14 protein-coding genes are annotated in these 17,813 nt (G+C 64.4%); 11 read left to right on the forward strand and 3 right to left on the reverse strand.

Features of this window, described 5'->3' with window-relative positions:
* Window positions 1-2: 2 nt before the first annotated feature.
* Window positions 3-2,258 carry an LPS-assembly protein LptD gene (locus ENE74_RS08465; RefSeq protein ID WP_127690405.1) on the reverse strand — a complete coding sequence of 752 codons (2,256 nt, stop codon included), beginning with the start codon at window positions 2,256-2,258 and terminating at the stop codon, window positions 3-5.
* A gap of 221 nt (window positions 2,259-2,479) precedes the next feature.
* Here ENE74_RS08465 and ENE74_RS08470 point away from each other — a divergent pair, with 221 nt between their 5' ends.
* The 4 genes from ENE74_RS08470 to ENE74_RS08485 all read left to right on the forward strand — a co-directional run bounded on the left by ENE74_RS08470 (window position 2,480) and on the right by ENE74_RS08485 (window position 5,420).
* Entirely contained in the window at window positions 2,480-3,928 is a 1,449-nt protein-coding gene (locus ENE74_RS08470; protein ID WP_127690406.1) for a leucyl aminopeptidase, read from the forward strand.
* The gene (locus tag ENE74_RS08475; RefSeq protein ID WP_127690644.1) at window positions 3,928-4,365 is read left to right on the forward strand and encodes a DNA polymerase III subunit chi; all 438 of its coding nucleotides are present in this window, start codon (window positions 3,928-3,930) and stop codon (window positions 4,363-4,365) included. The genes ENE74_RS08470 and ENE74_RS08475 overlap by 1 nt, the downstream gene beginning before the upstream one ends.
* A 94-nt stretch (window positions 4,366-4,459) precedes the next feature.
* Window positions 4,460-4,882 (forward strand): nucleoside-diphosphate kinase, encoded by a 423-nt coding sequence (ndk, locus tag ENE74_RS08480; protein ID WP_127690407.1) that lies wholly within the window; start codon window positions 4,460-4,462, stop codon window positions 4,880-4,882.
* Window position 4,883: 1 nt separating this feature from the next.
* Entirely contained in the window at window positions 4,884-5,420 is a 537-nt protein-coding gene (locus tag ENE74_RS08485; RefSeq protein ID WP_241241890.1) for a GNAT family N-acetyltransferase, read from the forward strand.
* Here ENE74_RS08485 and purN read toward each other — a convergent pair.
* Together purN and purM are read right to left on the reverse strand one after the other, a co-directional pair.
* A complete protein-coding gene (gene purN / locus ENE74_RS08490) occupies window positions 5,417-6,370 on the reverse strand; it encodes a phosphoribosylglycinamide formyltransferase (RefSeq protein ID WP_127690409.1) in 954 nt (317 codons plus the stop codon). The genes ENE74_RS08485 and purN overlap by 4 nt on opposite strands.
* 114 nt (window positions 6,371-6,484) lie before the next feature.
* The gene (purM, locus tag ENE74_RS08495; protein ID WP_127690410.1) at window positions 6,485-7,579 is read right to left on the reverse strand and encodes a phosphoribosylformylglycinamidine cyclo-ligase; all 1,095 of its coding nucleotides are present in this window, start codon (window positions 7,577-7,579) and stop codon (window positions 6,485-6,487) included.
* A gap of 484 nt (window positions 7,580-8,063) precedes the next feature.
* Between purM and ENE74_RS08500 the strand changes: the two genes are divergently transcribed.
* From ENE74_RS08500 to ENE74_RS08530, 7 genes are all read left to right on the forward strand, one after another.
* Entirely contained in the window at window positions 8,064-9,227 is a 1,164-nt protein-coding gene (locus ENE74_RS08500) for a heavy-metal-associated domain-containing protein (RefSeq protein ID WP_241241922.1), read from the forward strand.
* A 13-nt stretch (window positions 9,228-9,240) separates the two neighbouring features.
* Window positions 9,241-9,873 (forward strand): HdaA/DnaA family protein, encoded by a 633-nt coding sequence (locus ENE74_RS08505; protein ID WP_127690412.1) that lies wholly within the window; start codon window positions 9,241-9,243, stop codon window positions 9,871-9,873.
* Between the two features lie 40 nt (window positions 9,874-9,913).
* On the forward strand, window positions 9,914-12,055 hold the full coding sequence (locus ENE74_RS08510; RefSeq protein WP_127690413.1) for an RNA degradosome polyphosphate kinase: 2,142 nt from the start codon (window positions 9,914-9,916) through the stop codon (window positions 12,053-12,055).
* A gap of 3 nt (window positions 12,056-12,058) precedes the next feature.
* Entirely contained in the window at window positions 12,059-13,591 is a 1,533-nt protein-coding gene (locus ENE74_RS08515; protein WP_127690414.1) for a Ppx/GppA family phosphatase, read from the forward strand.
* Between the two features lie 121 nt (window positions 13,592-13,712).
* On the forward strand, window positions 13,713-15,398 hold the full coding sequence (locus ENE74_RS08520) for a putative bifunctional diguanylate cyclase/phosphodiesterase (RefSeq protein WP_127690415.1): 1,686 nt from the start codon (window positions 13,713-13,715) through the stop codon (window positions 15,396-15,398).
* Window positions 15,395-16,132, forward strand: a complete 738-nt coding sequence (locus ENE74_RS08525; RefSeq protein WP_127690416.1) for a LysM peptidoglycan-binding domain-containing protein — start codon at window positions 15,395-15,397, stop codon at window positions 16,130-16,132. The genes ENE74_RS08520 and ENE74_RS08525 overlap by 4 nt, the downstream gene beginning before the upstream one ends.
* Window positions 16,129-17,805, forward strand: coding sequence for a protein kinase domain-containing protein (locus ENE74_RS08530; RefSeq protein WP_127690417.1), 1,677 nt, complete (start codon window positions 16,129-16,131; stop codon window positions 17,803-17,805). The genes ENE74_RS08525 and ENE74_RS08530 overlap by 4 nt, the downstream gene beginning before the upstream one ends.
* Window positions 17,806-17,813 lie beyond the last annotated feature (8 nt).

Genomic DNA, 17,813 nt, shown 5'->3' on the forward strand with positions numbered 1-17,813 from the left:
CTTTATATGCCAAGATTGCGAAAAGCCAGCCGCAGCAGGAAAGTGTTGCCCTGCCGCGCGTCACCGGTGGTGCGATAGTCACGCCGCCATGTCAGCCCCATTTCCAGACAGTCATCGGCATAGGTCACGCCGACTCTGTGCCTGACCGGCTGATAGCCGTCCGCCAGCGTCAGCGGATCTTCCTGCGCGCCGGTCAGGTCGATCACCGTGGAGCCGAACACGGACCAGAAGCGCGCCACCTGCACCCGGCCGCCCACGCGGATTTCCTCGCGATCCTGCAAATCCTCGAAGGTCGCGGCGGCATCGCGGTTCAGGCGCAGATAGCCGACCGTTGCATAGGTTTTCGACGTGCCGACCGTCGCATCCAGTTCGTTGCGGCGGACGGCCAGATTGTCCTTGTCGAGCCGGAAACGATGCGTGAAGCGCACGAAATCGGTGAAACTGAATGTGGTGCGGCCTACGATGTCCGAAACGCGTTCCGACAGGCCGGTGCCATTGGGGAACAGATTGGGGCGCTTGTCGAGGCGATAGCTCTGGCCGATAACCGTGCCGATCGACAGGTTCTTGCGGTCCAGCCGATACTCCAGGCCATAAGTGATTCGCGTCGAATCCTCGAACCGGTCGTAACCGGGGAAACGGTTGAGCGCGAACAGGTTGCTGTCTTCCAGATCGACCGCCCGCGCATCCTCGTTCGGCACCGCCAGATTGGAAAGCTTGGGCGCGGCGACGATCTGCACGCGCGGGGTAATGCGCTGGGTGCCGCCGAAGGCTTCGCCGATGAAAGGCCAGCGCATATCGACTGCGGCAGCCACGATGCCCCGCGCCTGCCAGCCGGGATTGCCGCGATAGATCAGGGTCTGCGTCAGACTGTTCTCGTCGCTGTGATAGACATCGCCACGCAGATAGCCGGTGAAGGTCACTTCCTGGCCCAGCCCGGTCAGCTTGCGCAGGCTCCATTCCGCTCCGGCGAATGCGCGCTGCGTATCCTGTCCGTCGGTGCGGGTGATAGCGAGGCTGTTGGCCTGAAGCTGGATGCGCCCGCCCAACACCGGATCGGCGAGCCGCAGGCGATAATCGATGATCGGCAGGGCGACGGGGACCTGGCCCTGCCGGTCGTTGGCGCGCAAGGTCTGGGTCGCCCAGCCTGACAGCGAGAAATAGCTGCGCGCGCCGATCCGTTCGGCCTGCAACGTCGATCGCAGCCGATCGTCGCGGCTGATGTCGTACCGGCGCAGGAATGTCCGGTCGGATGCGACGCGGATCGATCCGCTGACGCTCCACTCGGGGTCAAGCTGAAGGCGGCCGCTGGCATCCACATAACCGCGAATGTCCTTTTGCGAATCGGCTGCGGTGTTGACGACAGATGCAGGCAGGCGCGATCCGTAGGTGGCGTAACCGGTAATCTGATAGGCGCCCTTGTCGATCAGCGCGCGATAATTGCCGACAACCATGGGCAACGCATCGGAATAGACGTGGGGGGTGATCGTGAGGTCGCGGTTGGGGGCGATGCGAATGTAATAAGGCACCGAGAGTTCGGCGCCGTTTACCCGGTCATAGCGGAAATCGGGCACCAGCAGCCCGTTGCCGCCGCCTTCGCCAACCGGATGCGACAGGCCGGGAAGCGGAATGAGCGGCAGGCCGAACAGTTCGATCTTGGCGTTGGTATAGGACACACGCTGCCGATTGGGGTCATAGACGACCTTCACGGCCTTGATCTGCCAGGTCGGCTCTTTCGGGCAGCCGTCGCTGTCCTCCACTGCACATCCGGTATAGGCCGCGCGATTGAGCGTGTAGACCCCGTTCACCCGCGACGCGCGCACCGCCGCCAGCCGCCCGCCGCTGTCCAGAACCAGCAGCAGATTGTCGATCAGGCCGTCTTTCAGCGTGTCGGTCACATCGACCTTGTCGCCAAAGGCAATGTTGCCTTCGGGATCGGTCACCGAAACATTGCCTTCCGCGACCACCTTGCCGCTCTTGCGTTCCCACGTCACGCTGTCGGCGCGGAGGCGGTTGCCCTCGCGCAGCATCTGGACATTGCCCTTTGCGGTAACGATGTCGCGTTCCGAATCATATTCCAGCGCATCGGCCGCAAAGGCGATTTCTTCCGCCGTCGCCGGGGTCGGCGTATCGGCCGGTGCAAGCGGCGCGGACGGCGCGTTGAGATTTTGCGCGCAGACCGGCGCTGCGGACAGCATCGCGATCCAGACGACAGCATTGCGCGCAAGCCATGCTCCGGGCAGGAAAGGTCCGCTGGTCATAAACGTCGAAACATACTCTGCTAAGGCGCGCAGCCTCCAGCCTATTGCACTGCAGCGCCCTCGCTGCAATCGCCTTCGCACGGCACTGGCGGAGGAAATTGCGCGCGGGCACTTTGCCAGAACGACGCAAGCGCACTATCTGGAGCGCAGCGCGCATTGACGCCGATCCTGTTTGCCGGGTTCCCGGCACCCGCAACCCGATGACGAAAGAACCGACCCTGATGGATATTGCGATCCAAACTTCCCGCCCCGAAAATGTCGATACGCTGGCCTTCGCGATACCGAAGGACGCGCTGGCCGCCGTGCCTCTCGCGGCGTCGCGCACGCTGGTCGAAGGTGCCCGGGCGGCGCGGTTCACGGGTGAAGTGAGCAGCAGCTTCGAAAGTTTCGTTGAGGAAGGCGGCAAGGTGCTTCGCGTCGTCCTGCTCGGTACGGGCTCTGGTTCGGACGCCGATATGGAAAAGGCGGGAGGGACGCTGACCGCCCGGCTCGCGACATCAGGCGCGGCGCATGTTGCGGTAGAGTTTATCCATGGCGCCAGCGGATCGGCGGCGGCGCATCTGGCGCTCGGCGCGTGCCTGCGTGGCTGGCGGATCGATACCTATCGCACAAGGCAAAGCGAAAAGGCCAAGCCCACGCTGGCCGCGCTCACGGTGGTGAATGGCGCAGGGGCGGCGGAATGGGAAGCCCTGTCGGCGGTTGCGGCAGGCGTTGGCTTTACGCGCGAACTGGTGTCCGAACCGGCGAATATCCTGTATCCGGAAAGCTTCGTCGAACGCTGCCGTCACCTTGCCGATCTGGGTGTCGAGATCACCGTTCTGGACGAGACCGATATGGCGGACCTTGGCATGGGGGCGCTGCTGGGCGTGGCGCAGGGATCGGCCCGCAAGCCGCGCCTGCTGGCGTTGCGCTGGGATGGCACCGGCGGCGCGCAGGACAAGCCGGTCGCTTTCGTCGGCAAGGGCGTGACCTTCGACACCGGCGGGATCTCGATCAAACCCGCTGCGGGCATGGAGGACATGAAGTGGGACATGGGCGGTGCCGGTGCGGTCGCGGGTGCGATCAAGGCGCTTGCCGGGCGGAAGGCGAAGGTGCACGTCGTGGGCGTCTGCGGTCTCGTCGAGAACATGCCTGATGGCAATGCGCAGCGGCCCGGCGACATCGTGACATCGATGTCGGGCCAGACGATCGAAGTGCTCAACACCGACGCCGAAGGACGGCTGGTCCTGTGCGATGCGATCACCTGGACGCAGCAGACCTTCGCGCCCGAGGTGATCGTCGATCTCGCCACGCTGACCGGCGCGATGATGATCGCACTGGGCGACCAGAACGGCGGCCTGTTCGCCAATGACGATGGCCTTGCGGACAATCTGATTGCTGCGGGGCAGACGACCGGCGAGACGCTGTGGCGCTTTCCGCTGTCGGATGCCTACAACAAGCTGCTCGACAGTCCGATTGCCGATATGAAGAACATCGGCCCGCGCTTCGCCGGTTCGATCACCGCGGCCCAGTTCATCAAGCGTTTCGTCGATGAAGACGTCAAGTGGGCGCATCTGGATATCGCCGGCATGGTGTGGGCGGACAAGCCGGGTGCGCTGTGGGACAAGGGCGCGACGGGCTATGGCGTCCGTCTGCTCGACCGGCTGGTGGCGGACGTGTTCGAGCGTTGATTCAGGTCGATTTCTACCAGCTCAGCCGGGATCCGGTCGATCGGGTGCTGCCCGCCATCGCGGCCAAGGTGCTGGCGGGCGGCGGGCGATTGCTGGTGGTGGCCGCCGCGCACGATATGCGCGCGGCGATATCGGCGGGGCTGTGGGAAAGCGATCCGGCGAGCTTCCTTGCGCATGATCATGTCGATAGTCCGCTTGCGGCGGCGCAGCCCATTCTGCTGTCCGACCGATGCGAGGCCATCAACGGCGGGCGGTTCATCGCGCTGGCCGACGGGCAATGGCGCGACGCGGCGCTCGGCTTTGACCGGGCGTTCTACTTCTTCGATGGACAGACGATCGACGGCGCACGGCAAAGCTGGCGTGCACTTAAGGCCCGCGATGATGTGGAACCGCGCTTCTGGCGGCAGGAAGGCGCGCGCTGGCTTCAGGGGCCTTAACGACCTTGCCCTCAACGACCTTGCAGTGCCGACATTGCCCCGCTAAAGGGCGCCAACCCAATTCCACGCCCTTATTTTCCGGAGCTTTCCCGCCATGGCCGCGACCCGCACCTTTTCGATCATCAAGCCCGATGCGACCCGCCGCAACCTGACCGGTGCCGTCACCAAGATGCTGGAGGAGGCAGGCCTGCGCGTCGTCGCTTCGAAGCGCATTCACATGAGCCGCGAGCAGGCCGAGGGCTTCTATGCGGTGCATAAGGAACGTCCCTTTTTCGCCGATCTGGTCGCCTTCATGATATCCGGTCCGGTCGTCGTGCAGGTTCTGGAAGGCGAAGACGCCGTGAAGCGCAACCGCGACATCATGGGCGCGACCAACCCCGCCAATGCCGAGCCGGGCACGATCCGCAAGGAACTGGCCGAATCGATCGAAGCCAATACCGTCCATGGTTCCGACAGCGAAGAAAATGCCGCGATCGAAATCGCCTATTTCTTCAAGCCGGACGAAATCGTCGGCTGATTTGGCGACGCTGACCGACAGCGCGCCGACGATACGGGGCTGCACCGCCGCCGATGCCGCGATCCTGTCGCTCATCGGCGGTGCGACGTTCCTGGAGACGTTCGGCGACAGTATCGACGCGGACAATCTGCTTGCCCATGCGCGCGGACCGCATGGCGAGGCTTATTATGCGGCGTTGCTGGCCGATCCCGGTGCGCGATGCTGGCTCGCGGAACTGCCCGGAACAGGCGCACCGGTTGGCTATCAGGTGCTGACCGCGCCTGATCTGCCGGGCATTGCGCAGCCCGGCGATATCGAGCTGAAGCGCATCTATATCTTCTCGCGCTATCATGGCGGGGGTCTGGCCGGTCGCCTGCTCGACGCAGCGGTCGCCGCCGCGCGGGCGATGGGAAAGCGCCGGATGCTGCTGGGCGTGTATGGCGAGAACCACCGCGCCATCGCCTTCTACCGCAAGGCCGGGTTCGCGATGATCGGCGAGCGCAATTTCACGGTGGGCACGCAGGTCTTTTACGACAAGGTGATGGCGCGGATGCTCTAGAAGTCGTCCGCAATATCCATGAGTTTCGTCAGCCGCTTGGGCGCGGACATCCGCCAGCTTCGGCGCAGCCGGTCGGCGATATGGTCCCAGTCGTTGCCACCGCGATCGAGCCGCAAGCCGACCCAGCCAGACGGACCCAGATAGGCCGGGCGATAATAAAGGTCGGGGTCACGCTCGATCAGCATCGCCTGTTCCTCCACGCCGCTTGCCTTGACCAGCAGGCCGGTCACGCCGTCGTGATGATGATCGTAGCTGAAATAGGCGAAGAACTTGCCGCCTTCGACGAAGAAACCGGGGCTGCCGTGCGACAGCTTTTCCGAGGTTTCGGGCAACGCCAGCGCGATGTCGCGGACACGGCCCAGCAGCCATTGGGGATCGCGTTCGCGCCGGACAAAATCCGCCAGAACGCGGGGATAGAGCTGATGCTCGGCAAAGACGGTCCGCGCGGCAAGGCTTTCCGCCGTTTCTCCGGGGGTGATCGGTACGGGAAGCTGCCCCAGCACCGGGCCGTCGTCCAGATCGGGCGTGACGAGATGGACCGAACAGCCGCCATAGCTGTCGCCAGCGGCAATCGCGCGGGCGTGCGTGTTCAGCCCCTTGTATTTGGGCAGCAGCGAGGGGTGGATATTCAGCATCCGCCCCTGCCAGCGTTCGACGAAGCCGGTGGAGAGTATCCGCATATAGCCTGCCAGCGCGACATGATCGGCACCGCTGGCGGCCAGCGCATCATCGATGATGGCGTCAAAGGCCTCGCGGCCAAGCCCCTGGTGGCTGTGCGCGAAGGTCGGCACGCCTTCGGCGGCGGCAAGGGCAAGGCCCGACGCATCGGGATTGTTCGAGGCGACGAGCACCACGTCATAAGGGCAATCGGGCAGTCTGGCGGCATAGAGCAGCGCCATCATGTTCGATCCCCGGCCCGAAATGAGGATGGCGACTTTGGCCTTTGTCATGTCATCTCCCCTCCCGCTTGCGGGAGGGGTCGGGGGCGGGCGGGTTGCACACGCCGCCTGCCCGGACATTCCCTCCCCTGACCCTTCCCGCAGGCGGGAGGGGGACTGGTTGGACTATCCCAGATGCGTTGCCGTCCACGCTGCCTGTGCACTCCACGCCTCGGCCGATCCGCGCACGGTGCAGCCCTTGTCGCCTGCTTCGACATGGCCGATGCGGTGGACGGTTTCGCCTGCTTCGGTGAGGGCGGCGGACACCGCGTCGGCTTCCTCCGCCGCCACCGCCAGCACCATCCCAATGCCGCAGTTGAAGGTGCGCGCCATTTCTTCCGGTTCGATATGCCCCTGCGCCTGAAGGAAAGCCATGAGGCGCGGCTGCGCCCAGGCATCGGCGTCGATCACGGCATGGCTGCCTTCGGGGAGGACGCGGGGGATATTTTCGAGCAAGCCGCCGCCGGTGATGTGGGCCAGCGCATTGATCCGGCCCGCGCGGACAACGGGCAGCAACGATTTCACATAGATGCGCGTCGGCGCCATCAGCGCGTCGATCAGCAGCAGTTCATTGTCAAACAGGGCAGGGCGGTCGAGCCGCCATCCCTTGTCGGCGGCAAGGCGACGGACCAGCGAGAAACCGTTCGAGTGGACGCCCGACGATGCAAGGCCCAGCAGCACATTGCCGGGCGCGACCCGCGATCCGGTGAGCGCCTGCGCGCGCTCGACCGCACCGACGCAGAAGCCCGCAAGATCATAGTCGCCCGGCGCATACATGCCCGGCATTTCCGCCGTCTCGCCACCGATCAGCGCGCATCCGGCAATGCGGCAGCCTTGCGCGATGCCGGCGATCACACGCTCGGCGATGCCGCTCTCCAGCTTTCCGGTCGCATAATAATCCAGGAAGAACAGGGGTTCGGCACCCTGGACGATCAGGTCGTTGGCGCACATCGCGACCAGATCGATGCCGACACCGTCGTGCCAGTCATGATCGATCGCCAGTTTCAGCTTGGTGCCCACGCCATCGTTGGCCGCGACGAGCAGGGGATCGCTGTAGCCTGCCGCCCGGAGGTCGAAAAATCCGCCAAAGCCGCCCAGTTCGGCGTCAGCACCGGGGCGACGGGTGGCTTTGGCAAGCGGCGCAATCGCGCGGACCAGGGCGTTGCCCGCGGCAATGTCTACACCCGCGCGGGCATAGCTATAGGATGTGTCGTCGCTCATGGGCATCAGCGCCTAGCCATCTGCGCGATTTTATCAAGTGCGCGTTGGGCGGGCGCGCTGCCCAAAGGTTCCAACAAAGGTAATAAAGGTAACGGTAAACACGTCGTTCGCACGCAAAATGTCCATTTTTCGGAAGGCGAAATTGGGGGGTTCGGGGGAGTGTGTTGGACATGTGATGACTATGGCATTGCGTTGATGAGTAGGACAGGTGGCAGCCGTAACCCAGTGTCGTCATCCTGACGAAAGTCAGGATCCATTGGTGCTGACGCTCGGGCGTCATGGCAATAGCAGAGCTAATGGATGCTGACCTTCGTCAGCATGACGAACTCCGGGCTGTTGTCAGCATGACGAACTCTAAGAGGGGCGTCTAAACCCGCTTGGCTTCCCCGGCAAATGCCGCCAAAAGGACGCCGTGACGCTGACCCTGCCCCAGATACGCCCGTTGCATGTCCTGATCCTGCTGTTGCTGGGTCTGGCCGCAGCGATGCTGGTGGCGCAGATCGAAGGCGATCGCGGTGTTCCGCCGATCGCCAGCGGAGGCGATTTCGAAGTGAGCGGGGTCAAGGTCGATGTCGCGGGACCCAATGCGGAGGCGGCGCGCTACGCCGGATGGCGGCAGGCGCAGCGGCTGGCGTGGAAGATGCTGTGGACGCGCACCAATGGCGGCACCGGCGCACCGGGCCTTTCCGATTCGCAGCTTGAGGCAATCGTGTCGGGCATTGAAATCCAGTCCGAGCAGGCCGGGCCGACACGCTATATCGCCACATTGGGAGTATTGTTCGATCGCGCCCGCGCAGGCCAGATATTGGGCGTGCAGGGGCGCACGATGCGCTCTCCGCCGCTGCTCGTGATCCCGATCCTCTGGCAGGGTGGCGTCGCGACATCCTATGAGAGCGTGAACGAGTGGCAGAAGGGCTGGGCACGGTTCCGCACCGGCGACAGCGCGATCGACTATGTGCGCGTTGCGGGCAACGCCGCCGATCCGGTGCTCCTGAACGCCGCGCAGACCGGTCGCCGCAGCCGCAACTGGTGGCGGGTCCTGCTCGACCAATATGGTGCCGCCGATGTCGTGATCCCGATCGCGCGGCTGGACTATGCATGGCCCGGCGGGCCGGTGACGGGGCGCTTCGCCGCCCGCTATGGCCCGGACAACGCCCTGATCGGCACGTTCACGCTGCGGGCATCGAACGCAAGCGGTGTGCAGGCGATGATCGACCAGGCAATCCAGCGCATCGACGGGCTGTATACGCAGGCGCTGAACGACGGCACGTTGCGGCCCGATCCTTCGCTCATCATCGAGGAGCCGGTCGATCCCGACGCGCTGGCGATCGAAAATGCCAGCGAAGCCATCATAGAAACGGCCATAACGCCGCTTCAGACGGGCATCATCGATGTGACGATCCAGTATGACACGCCCAATGTCGCTTCGGTCAGCCAGGGCGAGGCGACGGTGCAGGGCATCGCCGGCGTTCGTGCCGCATCGACCAGCAGCCTGGCGCTGGGCGGCACATCGGTGATGGCGGTGCGGTTCGAAGGGACGATCGATGCGCTGCGCGCCGCGCTGCAATCGCGCGGTTATACGGTGGCCGCATCGGGCAGCACGTTGCGGATCAGCCGTCGCGCGCAGGCGGCACCCGGCGCGCAATAGGGGCAGGCGAACGATGAGCCAGATCAGCCTGCCATTCGACTGGAGCGGGCAGGGCACCCCAGTCAGTGGCGACTTTCTGGTCAGCGAGGCCAACCGGATCGCGGTGCAACATATCGAAGGCTGGCACGACTGGCCGGTACAGGTCAGTGTGCTTTCCGGCCCGCCCCGGTCCGGCAAGTCGACGCTCGGGCGGCATTTCGTGCGGCAATCGGGCGGCACCGTGATCGACGATGCGGACGGCACCAGAGACGAGGCGCTGTTTCACGCGTGGAACCGGGCGCAGAACGACCGGCGGCCGTTGCTGATGATCGCCGATCGCGCACCGGGGCAATGGACGGTGGCGCTGCCCGATCTCCGCTCCCGCCTGGCCGCGGTGCCGCATGTGCGGATTGCCGAGCCGGACGATGCGCTGGTGCGGGCGCTGATCGAACGTGGCCTTGCGACCGGCGGATCAGCCTGGTCGCCCGACCTTCCCGACTGGCTGCAGCACCGGATCGAGCGCAGCTATGCGGCCATCGCGCAGGTGCTTTCCTGCCTGCATGCGGCGTCCTTGTCGCACGGACGCAAGATTTCCGTGCCATTTGCGAAAGAAGCCCTGCAAAGCGCCGGTTTTCTGCCTATAGTCTGGTCCGACCCCGAACCATAGAGCGCGGAACATGCCCGTCGTGACATCAAAGGAGGCCATCTTGGCCGAAGCCGATCCGTCCGCCAGCCTTGCGATCGCCCCCGATCGCTATTTCAATCGCGAGTTGAGCTGGCTCGGCTTCAATCAGCGCGTGCTGGAAGAGGCAATGAACCCGGCACATCCTCTGCTGGAGCGGCTGCGGTTCCTTTCCATTTCTGGCAACAATCTCGACGAGTTTTTTTCCGTCCGTGTCGCGGGCCTCAAAGGACAGCAGTTGCAGGATGTCGATCTGCGCTCCGCCGACGGGCTGACCCCCGGTCAGCAGCTTGCCGCCATCGCCCAGGAAACCGACCGGCTGATGACCGCGCAGCAGCAGGTCTGGCATCGGCTGCACGGCGAACTGACGCAGGTCGGGATCGAAGTGGTCGGCAGCGACGTGGTGATGGGCAAGCAGTGCGACGGCTGGCTCGCCAATCATTTCCAGACACAGATTTTCCCGATCCTGACGCCGCAGGCGCTCGATCCGGCGCATCCTTTTCCTTTCATTCCCAATCAGGGGCTGTCGATCGTCTTCGACCTTGTCCGCCTGTCGGACAAGCAGCCGATCCGCGAACTGGTGATGATCCCAGCGACGCTAGCCCGCTTTGTCCGCATACCGGGGGAGCCTGCGCGTTACATGGCGCTGGAGGCGGTGATCCGGCGCTTTTCCGATACGCTCTTCCCCGGCTATCAGATCAAGGACAGCGGCGTTTTCCGTATCATCCGAGACAGCGATATCGAAATCGAAGAAGAGGCGGAGGATCTCGTCCGCTATTTCCGCAGCGCCATCAAGCGGCGGCGGCGGGGCCGCGTGATCCGGCTGGAAGTGGAAAGCGGCCTGCCCAGCAGTGTCGAGGACATGTTGCAGGACATGCTCCAGGGGCATGATTCGATCATCGCCGATATCGATGGCTTCGTCGGGATCGGCGACCTTTCCGGGATCGTCGACGAGGATCGCCCCGACCTCAAGTTCGAACCTTATGCGCCACGCTTCCCGGAGCGTATCCGCGAATATGGCGGCGACTGTTTCGCCGCGATCCGCGCGAAGGATATCGTCGTCCATCACCCCTATGAGAGCTTCGACGTTGTCGTTGCCTTCCTGAAGCAGGCGGCGGACGATCCCGATGTGGTGGCGATCAAGCAGACGCTCTATCGCGCGGGCAAGCAGTCCGCCGTGATCCGCGCGCTGATCGACGCGGCGGAGGCCGGCAAGTCAGTGACGGCCGTGGTCGAGCTGAAGGCGCGGTTCGACGAGGAGCAGAACCTGCTGTGGGCGAGCGCGCTGGAGCGCGCGGGCGTGCAGGTGGTCTACGGCTTCATCGACTGGAAGACCCATGCCAAGATTTCGATGGTGGTGCGGCGTGAGGGAGAACAGTTCCGCACCTATTGCCATTTCGGTACGGGCAATTATCACCCGGTTACGGCACGTATCTACACCGATCTGAGCTATTTCACTGCTGATCCGCTCATCGGTCGCGATGCCGCATCGCTGTTCAACTATATCACTGGCTATGTCGAGCCGCAGCATCTCGAAAAGCTGGTGATGTCTCCGCGCGACCTGCGCGAGACATTGTGCGACCTGATCGAGGCGGAAATAGAGCATGTCCGCGCCGGACGCGCGGGCAGCATCTGGGCAAAGATGAACTCGCTGGTCGATCCGGCGATCATCGAAAAGCTTTATGCCGCCAGCAATGCCGGGGTGCAGGTGGAACTGGTGGTGCGCGGCATCTGCTGCCTGCGGCCCGGTGTGCCCGGCATGTCGGAAAACATTCGGGTCAAGTCGGTGGTCGGCCGGTTCCTGGAGCACAGCCGCATTGCCGCCTTCGGCAATGGCAAGCCGCTGCCCAACAACGGCGCGCGTGTATACATCAGCTCGGCGGACTGGATGCCCCGCAATTTCGACCGGCGGGTGGAATATATGTTGCCGCTTCAGAACCCGACGGTGCACGACCAGATCCTCGACCAGGTGATGGTCGCCAATCTGATCGACAATGAGCAGAGCTGGGAGCTGGACAGCGACGGCCGCTACAACCGGCTGGAACCGGGCGAACGGCCGTTCAACCTGCATCGCTATTTCATGACCAACCCGTCGCTGTCCGGGCGTGGCGCATCGCTGAAAGGCGGCGAGGCGGTGCCGACACTCAGCCTGCGACGGCGCGGCTGATCCATGGCATCTATGCTTTCGCGCCTGCGCGCCGTCCGGGAGCGCGGTGAGGCTAATGCGCCTTCGCCCGGCCTTGATGGTGTGCGATCGGCGATCATCGACATCGGATCGAACAGCGTGCGATTGGTCGTGTATGACGGGCCGCAGCGTATTCCCTTCATCCTGTTCAACGAAAAGGTGATGGCGGGTCTGGGCGCGTCGCTTGGCAAGACCGGCGCGATCGAGCCTGCCGCCATGCGGCGCAGCCTGGCGGCGCTCGCACGCTATCGGCATTTGTGTGCTGAAATGGGCGTGGACGCGCTCCGCTGCGTGGCGACGGCGGCGGTGCGCGACGCCAGCAACGGCGGCGAACTCATCCGCCGTGCCGCGGCCATCGGATTGAAGGTGGAACTGCTTTCCGGCGCGCAGGAGGGGGCGGCATCGGGTTATGGCGTTCTTTCCGCGATACCGGGCGCCGATGGCATTGTCGGCGATCTTGGCGGCGGCAGTCTGGAACTGGTGCGCATTCGCGATGGCGAGGTGCACGACGTGACATCGCTCCCGCTCGGCGTCCTGCGCTTGCCGGAAATCCGCGCGAAAGGGAAAGGTGCGCTGGAACGGCACGTGCGCAAGCTGCTGAAGAAAGCGGGATGGGATGCGGTCCAGCCCGATCTGCCTTTTTATCTGGTCGGCGGGTCGTGGCGGGCCTTGGCGAGGCTGGACATGCATCTCAACCAGTTCGCCTTGCCGGTGATGCATCATTACGAGATGCTGCCAGCGCGGGCAGAGCATCTCGTCCGGGTGGTCAGCCATATGCAGCGCGACACCCTGAAGAACGTGCCGTCGTTGACGGGCACCCGCATCCCCACCTTGCCCGATGCGGCCGCGCTGCTGTCTGTTATGGTGCGGCAGTTGCAGAGCAGCCGGCTGATCGTGTCGGCCTATGGGCTGCGCGAGGGGCTGCTGTTCGAGGATCTGCCGCCAGAGGTGCGCGCGGAAGACCCCTTGCTGGCGGCGGTCGCTGCGGAGGGCGAGGCGCAGGGCCGCTTTCCCGGACATGGCGACATGATCGAAACGTGGATCGCGCCGCTTTTTCTGGAGGATGGCGCAAACTGGCGGCGCATTCGGCGCGCGGCCTGCCTGCTGGCGGATGTCGGCTGGCGCGCCAATCCCGATTTCCGATCGGAGCGCGGGGTCGAAATCGCGCTGCATGGCAACTGGGTCGGCATAGACGTGGAGGGTCGCGCCATGCTGGCGCAGGCGCTGCACAGCAATTTTGGCGGCGGTTTAGCGGTGCCTGATGCGCTTGCTCGGCTCGCACGGCCCGAAGCCTTGCGCCGTGCCGCCTTGTGGGGCCTTGCCATCCGTCTGGGCCAGCGTTTGTCGGGCGGCGTCGAAGGGCCGCTGATCGGCGGGCGGCTGGACGCCGATGACAGCATGCTGACGCTCACGCTGCCCGACAGCCAAGCTGATCTCTATGGCGAGGCCGTCGAGCGGCGGCTGAAAGCCCTGGCGCAGGCATGCGGCCTGAAGCATCGGTTCGCGATAGCAGATTAGCGCCATGCTATTGAAACAACTGGCCGCAGTTAATCCAGATCAAGAAATTATCCGTTTATTTTCATGTGTTTGATGTGCTGCGTTAAGAGTATTTTTCTGTCTTGTCCGTAAGCCTGCAACGATGGCGCAGGCACAGGACAGACGATCGATGGGCGCGCGCGCGATACGCGGCGTGCTGAACTGTGCCCGCGACACCGACATTTTCCCTTTGCTTTCAATCGGTCTCGCCTTCTGTTGGGCGATCGACCTGACGATCGATGGCCGCGCTGCGAAAGGCTTCATGGTCGGCGCGGTCGCGCTGCTTGGTGCTGCCTATCTGTGGGGATTTTTCGCCCGCAATCGGATCGATGCGCGGCTGACCCTGATGGCGGATCGCGCCGACGAGGCCTTGGGACAGCCCGAACACGAGGCCCCGGCCAGCGATAGTCTTGACCGGCTATCCAACCACATAGACGCGCGCATCGCCCACGCCCGCAGTGTCGACCATCGCGCCGCGCAGCGGCATGGGATTACCCGGCTACCTACGCGGGAGCCTTTGATCGAGGCGATCGCGGCGCACGACGAGGGAGGTGTTCTCGGTATCGTCGAGCTGTGCGATTTCGATCGCCTTTGCGCCTTCGACATTGCGCTCGCGGATCAGGTGCTGAACGATGTCGCGGCGCGCCTGTTGCGGATGGTAGGCGACGCACGCTTTCTGGCGCATGTCGATCGCGCGCGCTTCGCCATCTGGTACGGGGGTTCATCCGATGGCATGGCGCGTCAGGAGTTCGACGCCATATGCTATGCGTTGCGCAGCCGGATACAACTGGGCGAGCTCGACATGCTGCCGCAGATCCGTGCCGCCTGCGTCATTCAGGATCAGGTGCCGTTCGAGCCGGCTGCGCTGCTGGCACGCACGATCGCCGCCCTGTCGGACAGTCGAGCGCCGCAGATATCGGTGCATGGCGGCCAAGCCATGGATATCGCACGCCGATCGTTCCTGCTGGAACAGGATTTGCGTCAGGCGGTCGCACGTAACGAGCTGGAGCTGTGGTTTCAGCCCTTTATCGATGCGACGACGGCGCGGACATGCGGGGCCGAGGCACTGCTGCGCTGGCGTCACCCCCAACATGGCCTCATCGCACCCAATCAGTTCATTCCGATCATGGAAATCGCTGGCCTGGCGGATGAAATCGGCCTGTGGACGCTGAATGCGGGGTGCCGCGAGGCAAGGGAGTGGGCAAGGCAAGGGTTGGGCGCGGTGAAGGTCGCGATCAACCTGTCTGCCCATCAACTCGAAGGCAGCGATCTTGACCGCATCGTGGAACGCACGTTGCAGCGGCACGACCTGCCCGCGCACTGCCTGGAGCTGGAGCTGACCGAGACGGTGGCCGCGGTCGATTCTGTCGAAGCCACGCGGCTGTTCGGCAAGCTGCGTGCGATGGGCGTGTCGATTTCCATCGATGATTTTGGCGCAGGCTATTCGAGCCTGTCCTATCTGAAGAAACTGAAGTTCGACAAGCTGAAGATCGATCGCGAGTTCGTGACCGATGTCGACAGGCAGGGCGACAGCCAGGCGATCTGCCAGAGCATCATTGCGCTAGGCAGGGGCCTGGGCATCGCTGTGCTCGCCGAAGGTGTCGAGCGGCCGGAGGAATATGCCTGGCTGCGCCGCCATGGCTGCGACCTGTTTCAGGGCTTCTACTTTTCCCGCCCGCTGGAGGCCGCGGCCTTCCCGGCCTTTGCCAGAGATCGCGAAACGGTTCGCCGCCTGACCGATCTGACCCCTGTCGCCCTGCAACGGCGACTGACGAAGAGTGTATCATGACAGGATATCGAGCCTCCGGCGTCTCCGGCCGGTCCCTGACCGCAGCCATTCTGGCGATCGCCGCCCTTTCTGGTTGCGCGCAAAAGCCGGGTGGACGACCATCGGCTCCGGCCACGATCCAGCCTGTCTCCAACGCGCAGCAACTGGAGGACGTCGTCTCCCTGCTGGAAAACGGCAACGAAGCCGCAGCCCGCAAGGCCCTGAAGGCGATGGTCAAGCGCGAGCCGGGTGATATCGGCGCGGCCGTCCTGCTGGACAGCATGACAGCCGATCCGGTTGCGTCGCTCGGTGCGCGCAGCTTCGACTATCGCACGCAGCCGGGTGATAGCTTCCCCGATCTGGCAAAGCGTTTTCTGGGTAATCGGCTCAAGTTCTACGCCCTCGCGCGCTACAACGGTATTGCCGTACCCGCATCGGTCAAGAGCGGCACGGTCATCCGTATTCCGGGCGAGGCACCGCGCCCCGTGATCGTGCCTGTGCCCAAGCCCGCGCCTACGCCGCCAAAGCCTGCGCCCAAGGCTGTGCCTGCGCCAGCGCCCAAGCCATCGGTCGTCAATCCGGCGCAGGCCGCCAGGCTGCGCGGGCAGGGGCTGGCGCTTCTCAATCAGGGTCAGGTATCGCGCGCCGTCGTCATCCTGCGGCAGGCCGCCGCGATGGACCCCGGCAATGCACTGATCAAGCGCGATCTGGAGCGCGCCCAGCGCATCCGCCAGACCGTGAAGGACCGGAAATGAGCGCGCCGACATGGATCGGGCGCTATCGCGTGGAAGCGGCGATCGGCGAAGGGGCGATGGCCCATGTCTATCTCGCCCATGACCCGAGCATCGACCGCCCGGTCGCGATCAAGGTCCTGAAGCCCGAATATCGCGACGACGCAGAGGTTGTGCATCGCTTTCTGGCGGAATCCGGCGCAGCGGGGATGCTGTCGCACAGCCATATCGTTACGATCTACGACGTCGGGGATGCCGACGGCATACCTTATATCGCGATGGAGCATCTGTCGGGACGTCCGCTCGATACCGTGATCGAGGAAGCCGGGCGAATCAGTGTCGAACGGACCGTTGCGCTCGCGATCCAGATTGCCGATGCGCTGGCCTATGCCCATGCCCATGGCGTCATCCACCGCGATGTCAAACCGTCCAATATCCTGATCTGCAACAACGGCCAGACCGCCAAGCTGCTCGATTTCGGGATTGCGCGCGTCGATGCGCGCGACGCGATGCGCAACGCGCGCGATGCGCAACGCACGCTGGCCGGGCAGGTGATGGGCACACCGCGCTACATGAGCCCCGAACAGGCGATGGGTATTGCTGTGGACGCGCGCAGCGACCTGTTCTCGCTGGGCGCGCTGCTCTATGAAATGGTAACAGGCAAGCCGGCCTTTCCAGGCAGCGGCCTCGCCACGCTGGCGCTCCAGATCGCCCAATCCGAACCTGCGCCGATCGCCACGCTGGTGCGCGATTGTCCACGCGGTCTGCGCTTCATCATCGGCAAGCTGCTGGCCAAGAAGCCGACAGATCGCTTTGCCGATGCCGATGCGCTGCGTCTGGCGCTGGAGCGGGAGCAGGCCGCACTTGTGCAGGACATAGACACATCGCGTCGCGGCCTTGCGCTGCGGTTCAAGCTGCCGCTGATACTGGCCGCTGCATCGGGATTGGCACTGGCGTTCAGCGTGACCATGGTGCTGGACCGCCAGAATGAGACGATGACGCGCATGGCCCTGACGTCCGGCGCGTCGATGACCGATTTCGTAGTCCGCAACGTCGCCGTCAGCATGGCGGACAATGCCGGTCTGCCCGCGGCCGAGCAGGACTGGCTGCCCCTTCAGGCGTTCGTCGAAAGCGCCGTGCGTGACCACAACGTGCAGAACATGACCGTGGTGGACGATCGCGGGATCATCCGCGCAAGCGGGCAGCGTAGCCAGATCGGCACTGTCTATGCGACATCGGCGCAGGCGGAGGCGCGCAACGGCGTGGTCCGCGCCGACGGCATCCACTTCACCCGGAACGTGCGCTACGCCGGGGCGGATTTCGGCAAGGTGTCCGTGTTGATGGATCGTGCCGCGCTCGATGCCGCGATGGCGCGTACGCGTCTGCTGCTCATCGCTTTGTCGCTGTTCGTGGTCGCGGTGATCGGCGGCATCGGCTATTTCAGTGCGCGGCAGTTTTCCAAGCCGCTGCGCCGCCTGCGCGAGGCGATGGACGAGGCGGCTGGCGGCAACACCGCGTTTCGCCTGTCGCATGGCCGCAAGGACGAGGTCGGCCGACTGTTCGATGCCTTCAACCAGATGATCGGCAGCTTTGACGATCGCCTGCCCCAGGGCCATCCGGTTGCCGATGCACAGGCTATGCTGCGCACGCGGCTTGGCCGGACGCCGGACAATACGCCCGGTCGCGAAGCCGCTTAGGAACCGCC

It is taken from the genome of Sphingobium algorifonticola, assembly GCF_004005485.1.
GTDB classification, from domain to species: Bacteria; Pseudomonadota; Alphaproteobacteria; order Sphingomonadales; family Sphingomonadaceae; genus Sphingobium; species Sphingobium algorifonticola.

Coding starts and splice junctions, on each gene's coding strand:
- ENE74_RS08465 (WP_127690405.1), bottom strand. CDS start 2,258: ATGACCAGCGGACCTTTCCTGCCCGGAGCATGGCTTGCGCGCAATGCT.
- ENE74_RS08470 (WP_127690406.1), top strand. CDS start 2,480: ATGGATATTGCGATCCAAACTTCCCGCCCCGAAAATGTCGATACGCTG.
- ndk (WP_127690407.1), top strand. CDS start 4,460: ATGGCCGCGACCCGCACCTTTTCGATCATCAAGCCCGATGCGACCCGC.
- purN (WP_127690409.1), bottom strand. CDS start 6,370: ATGACAAAGGCCAAAGTCGCCATCCTCATTTCGGGCCGGGGATCGAAC.
- purM (WP_127690410.1), bottom strand. CDS start 7,579: ATGAGCGACGACACATCCTATAGCTATGCCCGCGCGGGTGTAGACATT.
- ENE74_RS08500 (WP_241241922.1), top strand. CDS start 8,064: ATGCTGGTGGCGCAGATCGAAGGCGATCGCGGTGTTCCGCCGATCGCC.
- ENE74_RS08505 (WP_127690412.1), top strand. CDS start 9,241: ATGAGCCAGATCAGCCTGCCATTCGACTGGAGCGGGCAGGGCACCCCA.
- ENE74_RS08515 (WP_127690414.1), top strand. CDS start 12,059: ATGGCATCTATGCTTTCGCGCCTGCGCGCCGTCCGGGAGCGCGGTGAG.
- ENE74_RS08520 (WP_127690415.1), top strand. CDS start 13,713: ATGGCGCAGGCACAGGACAGACGATCGATGGGCGCGCGCGCGATACGC.
- ENE74_RS08525 (WP_127690416.1), top strand. CDS start 15,395: ATGACAGGATATCGAGCCTCCGGCGTCTCCGGCCGGTCCCTGACCGCA.
- ENE74_RS08530 (WP_127690417.1), top strand. CDS start 16,129: ATGAGCGCGCCGACATGGATCGGGCGCTATCGCGTGGAAGCGGCGATC.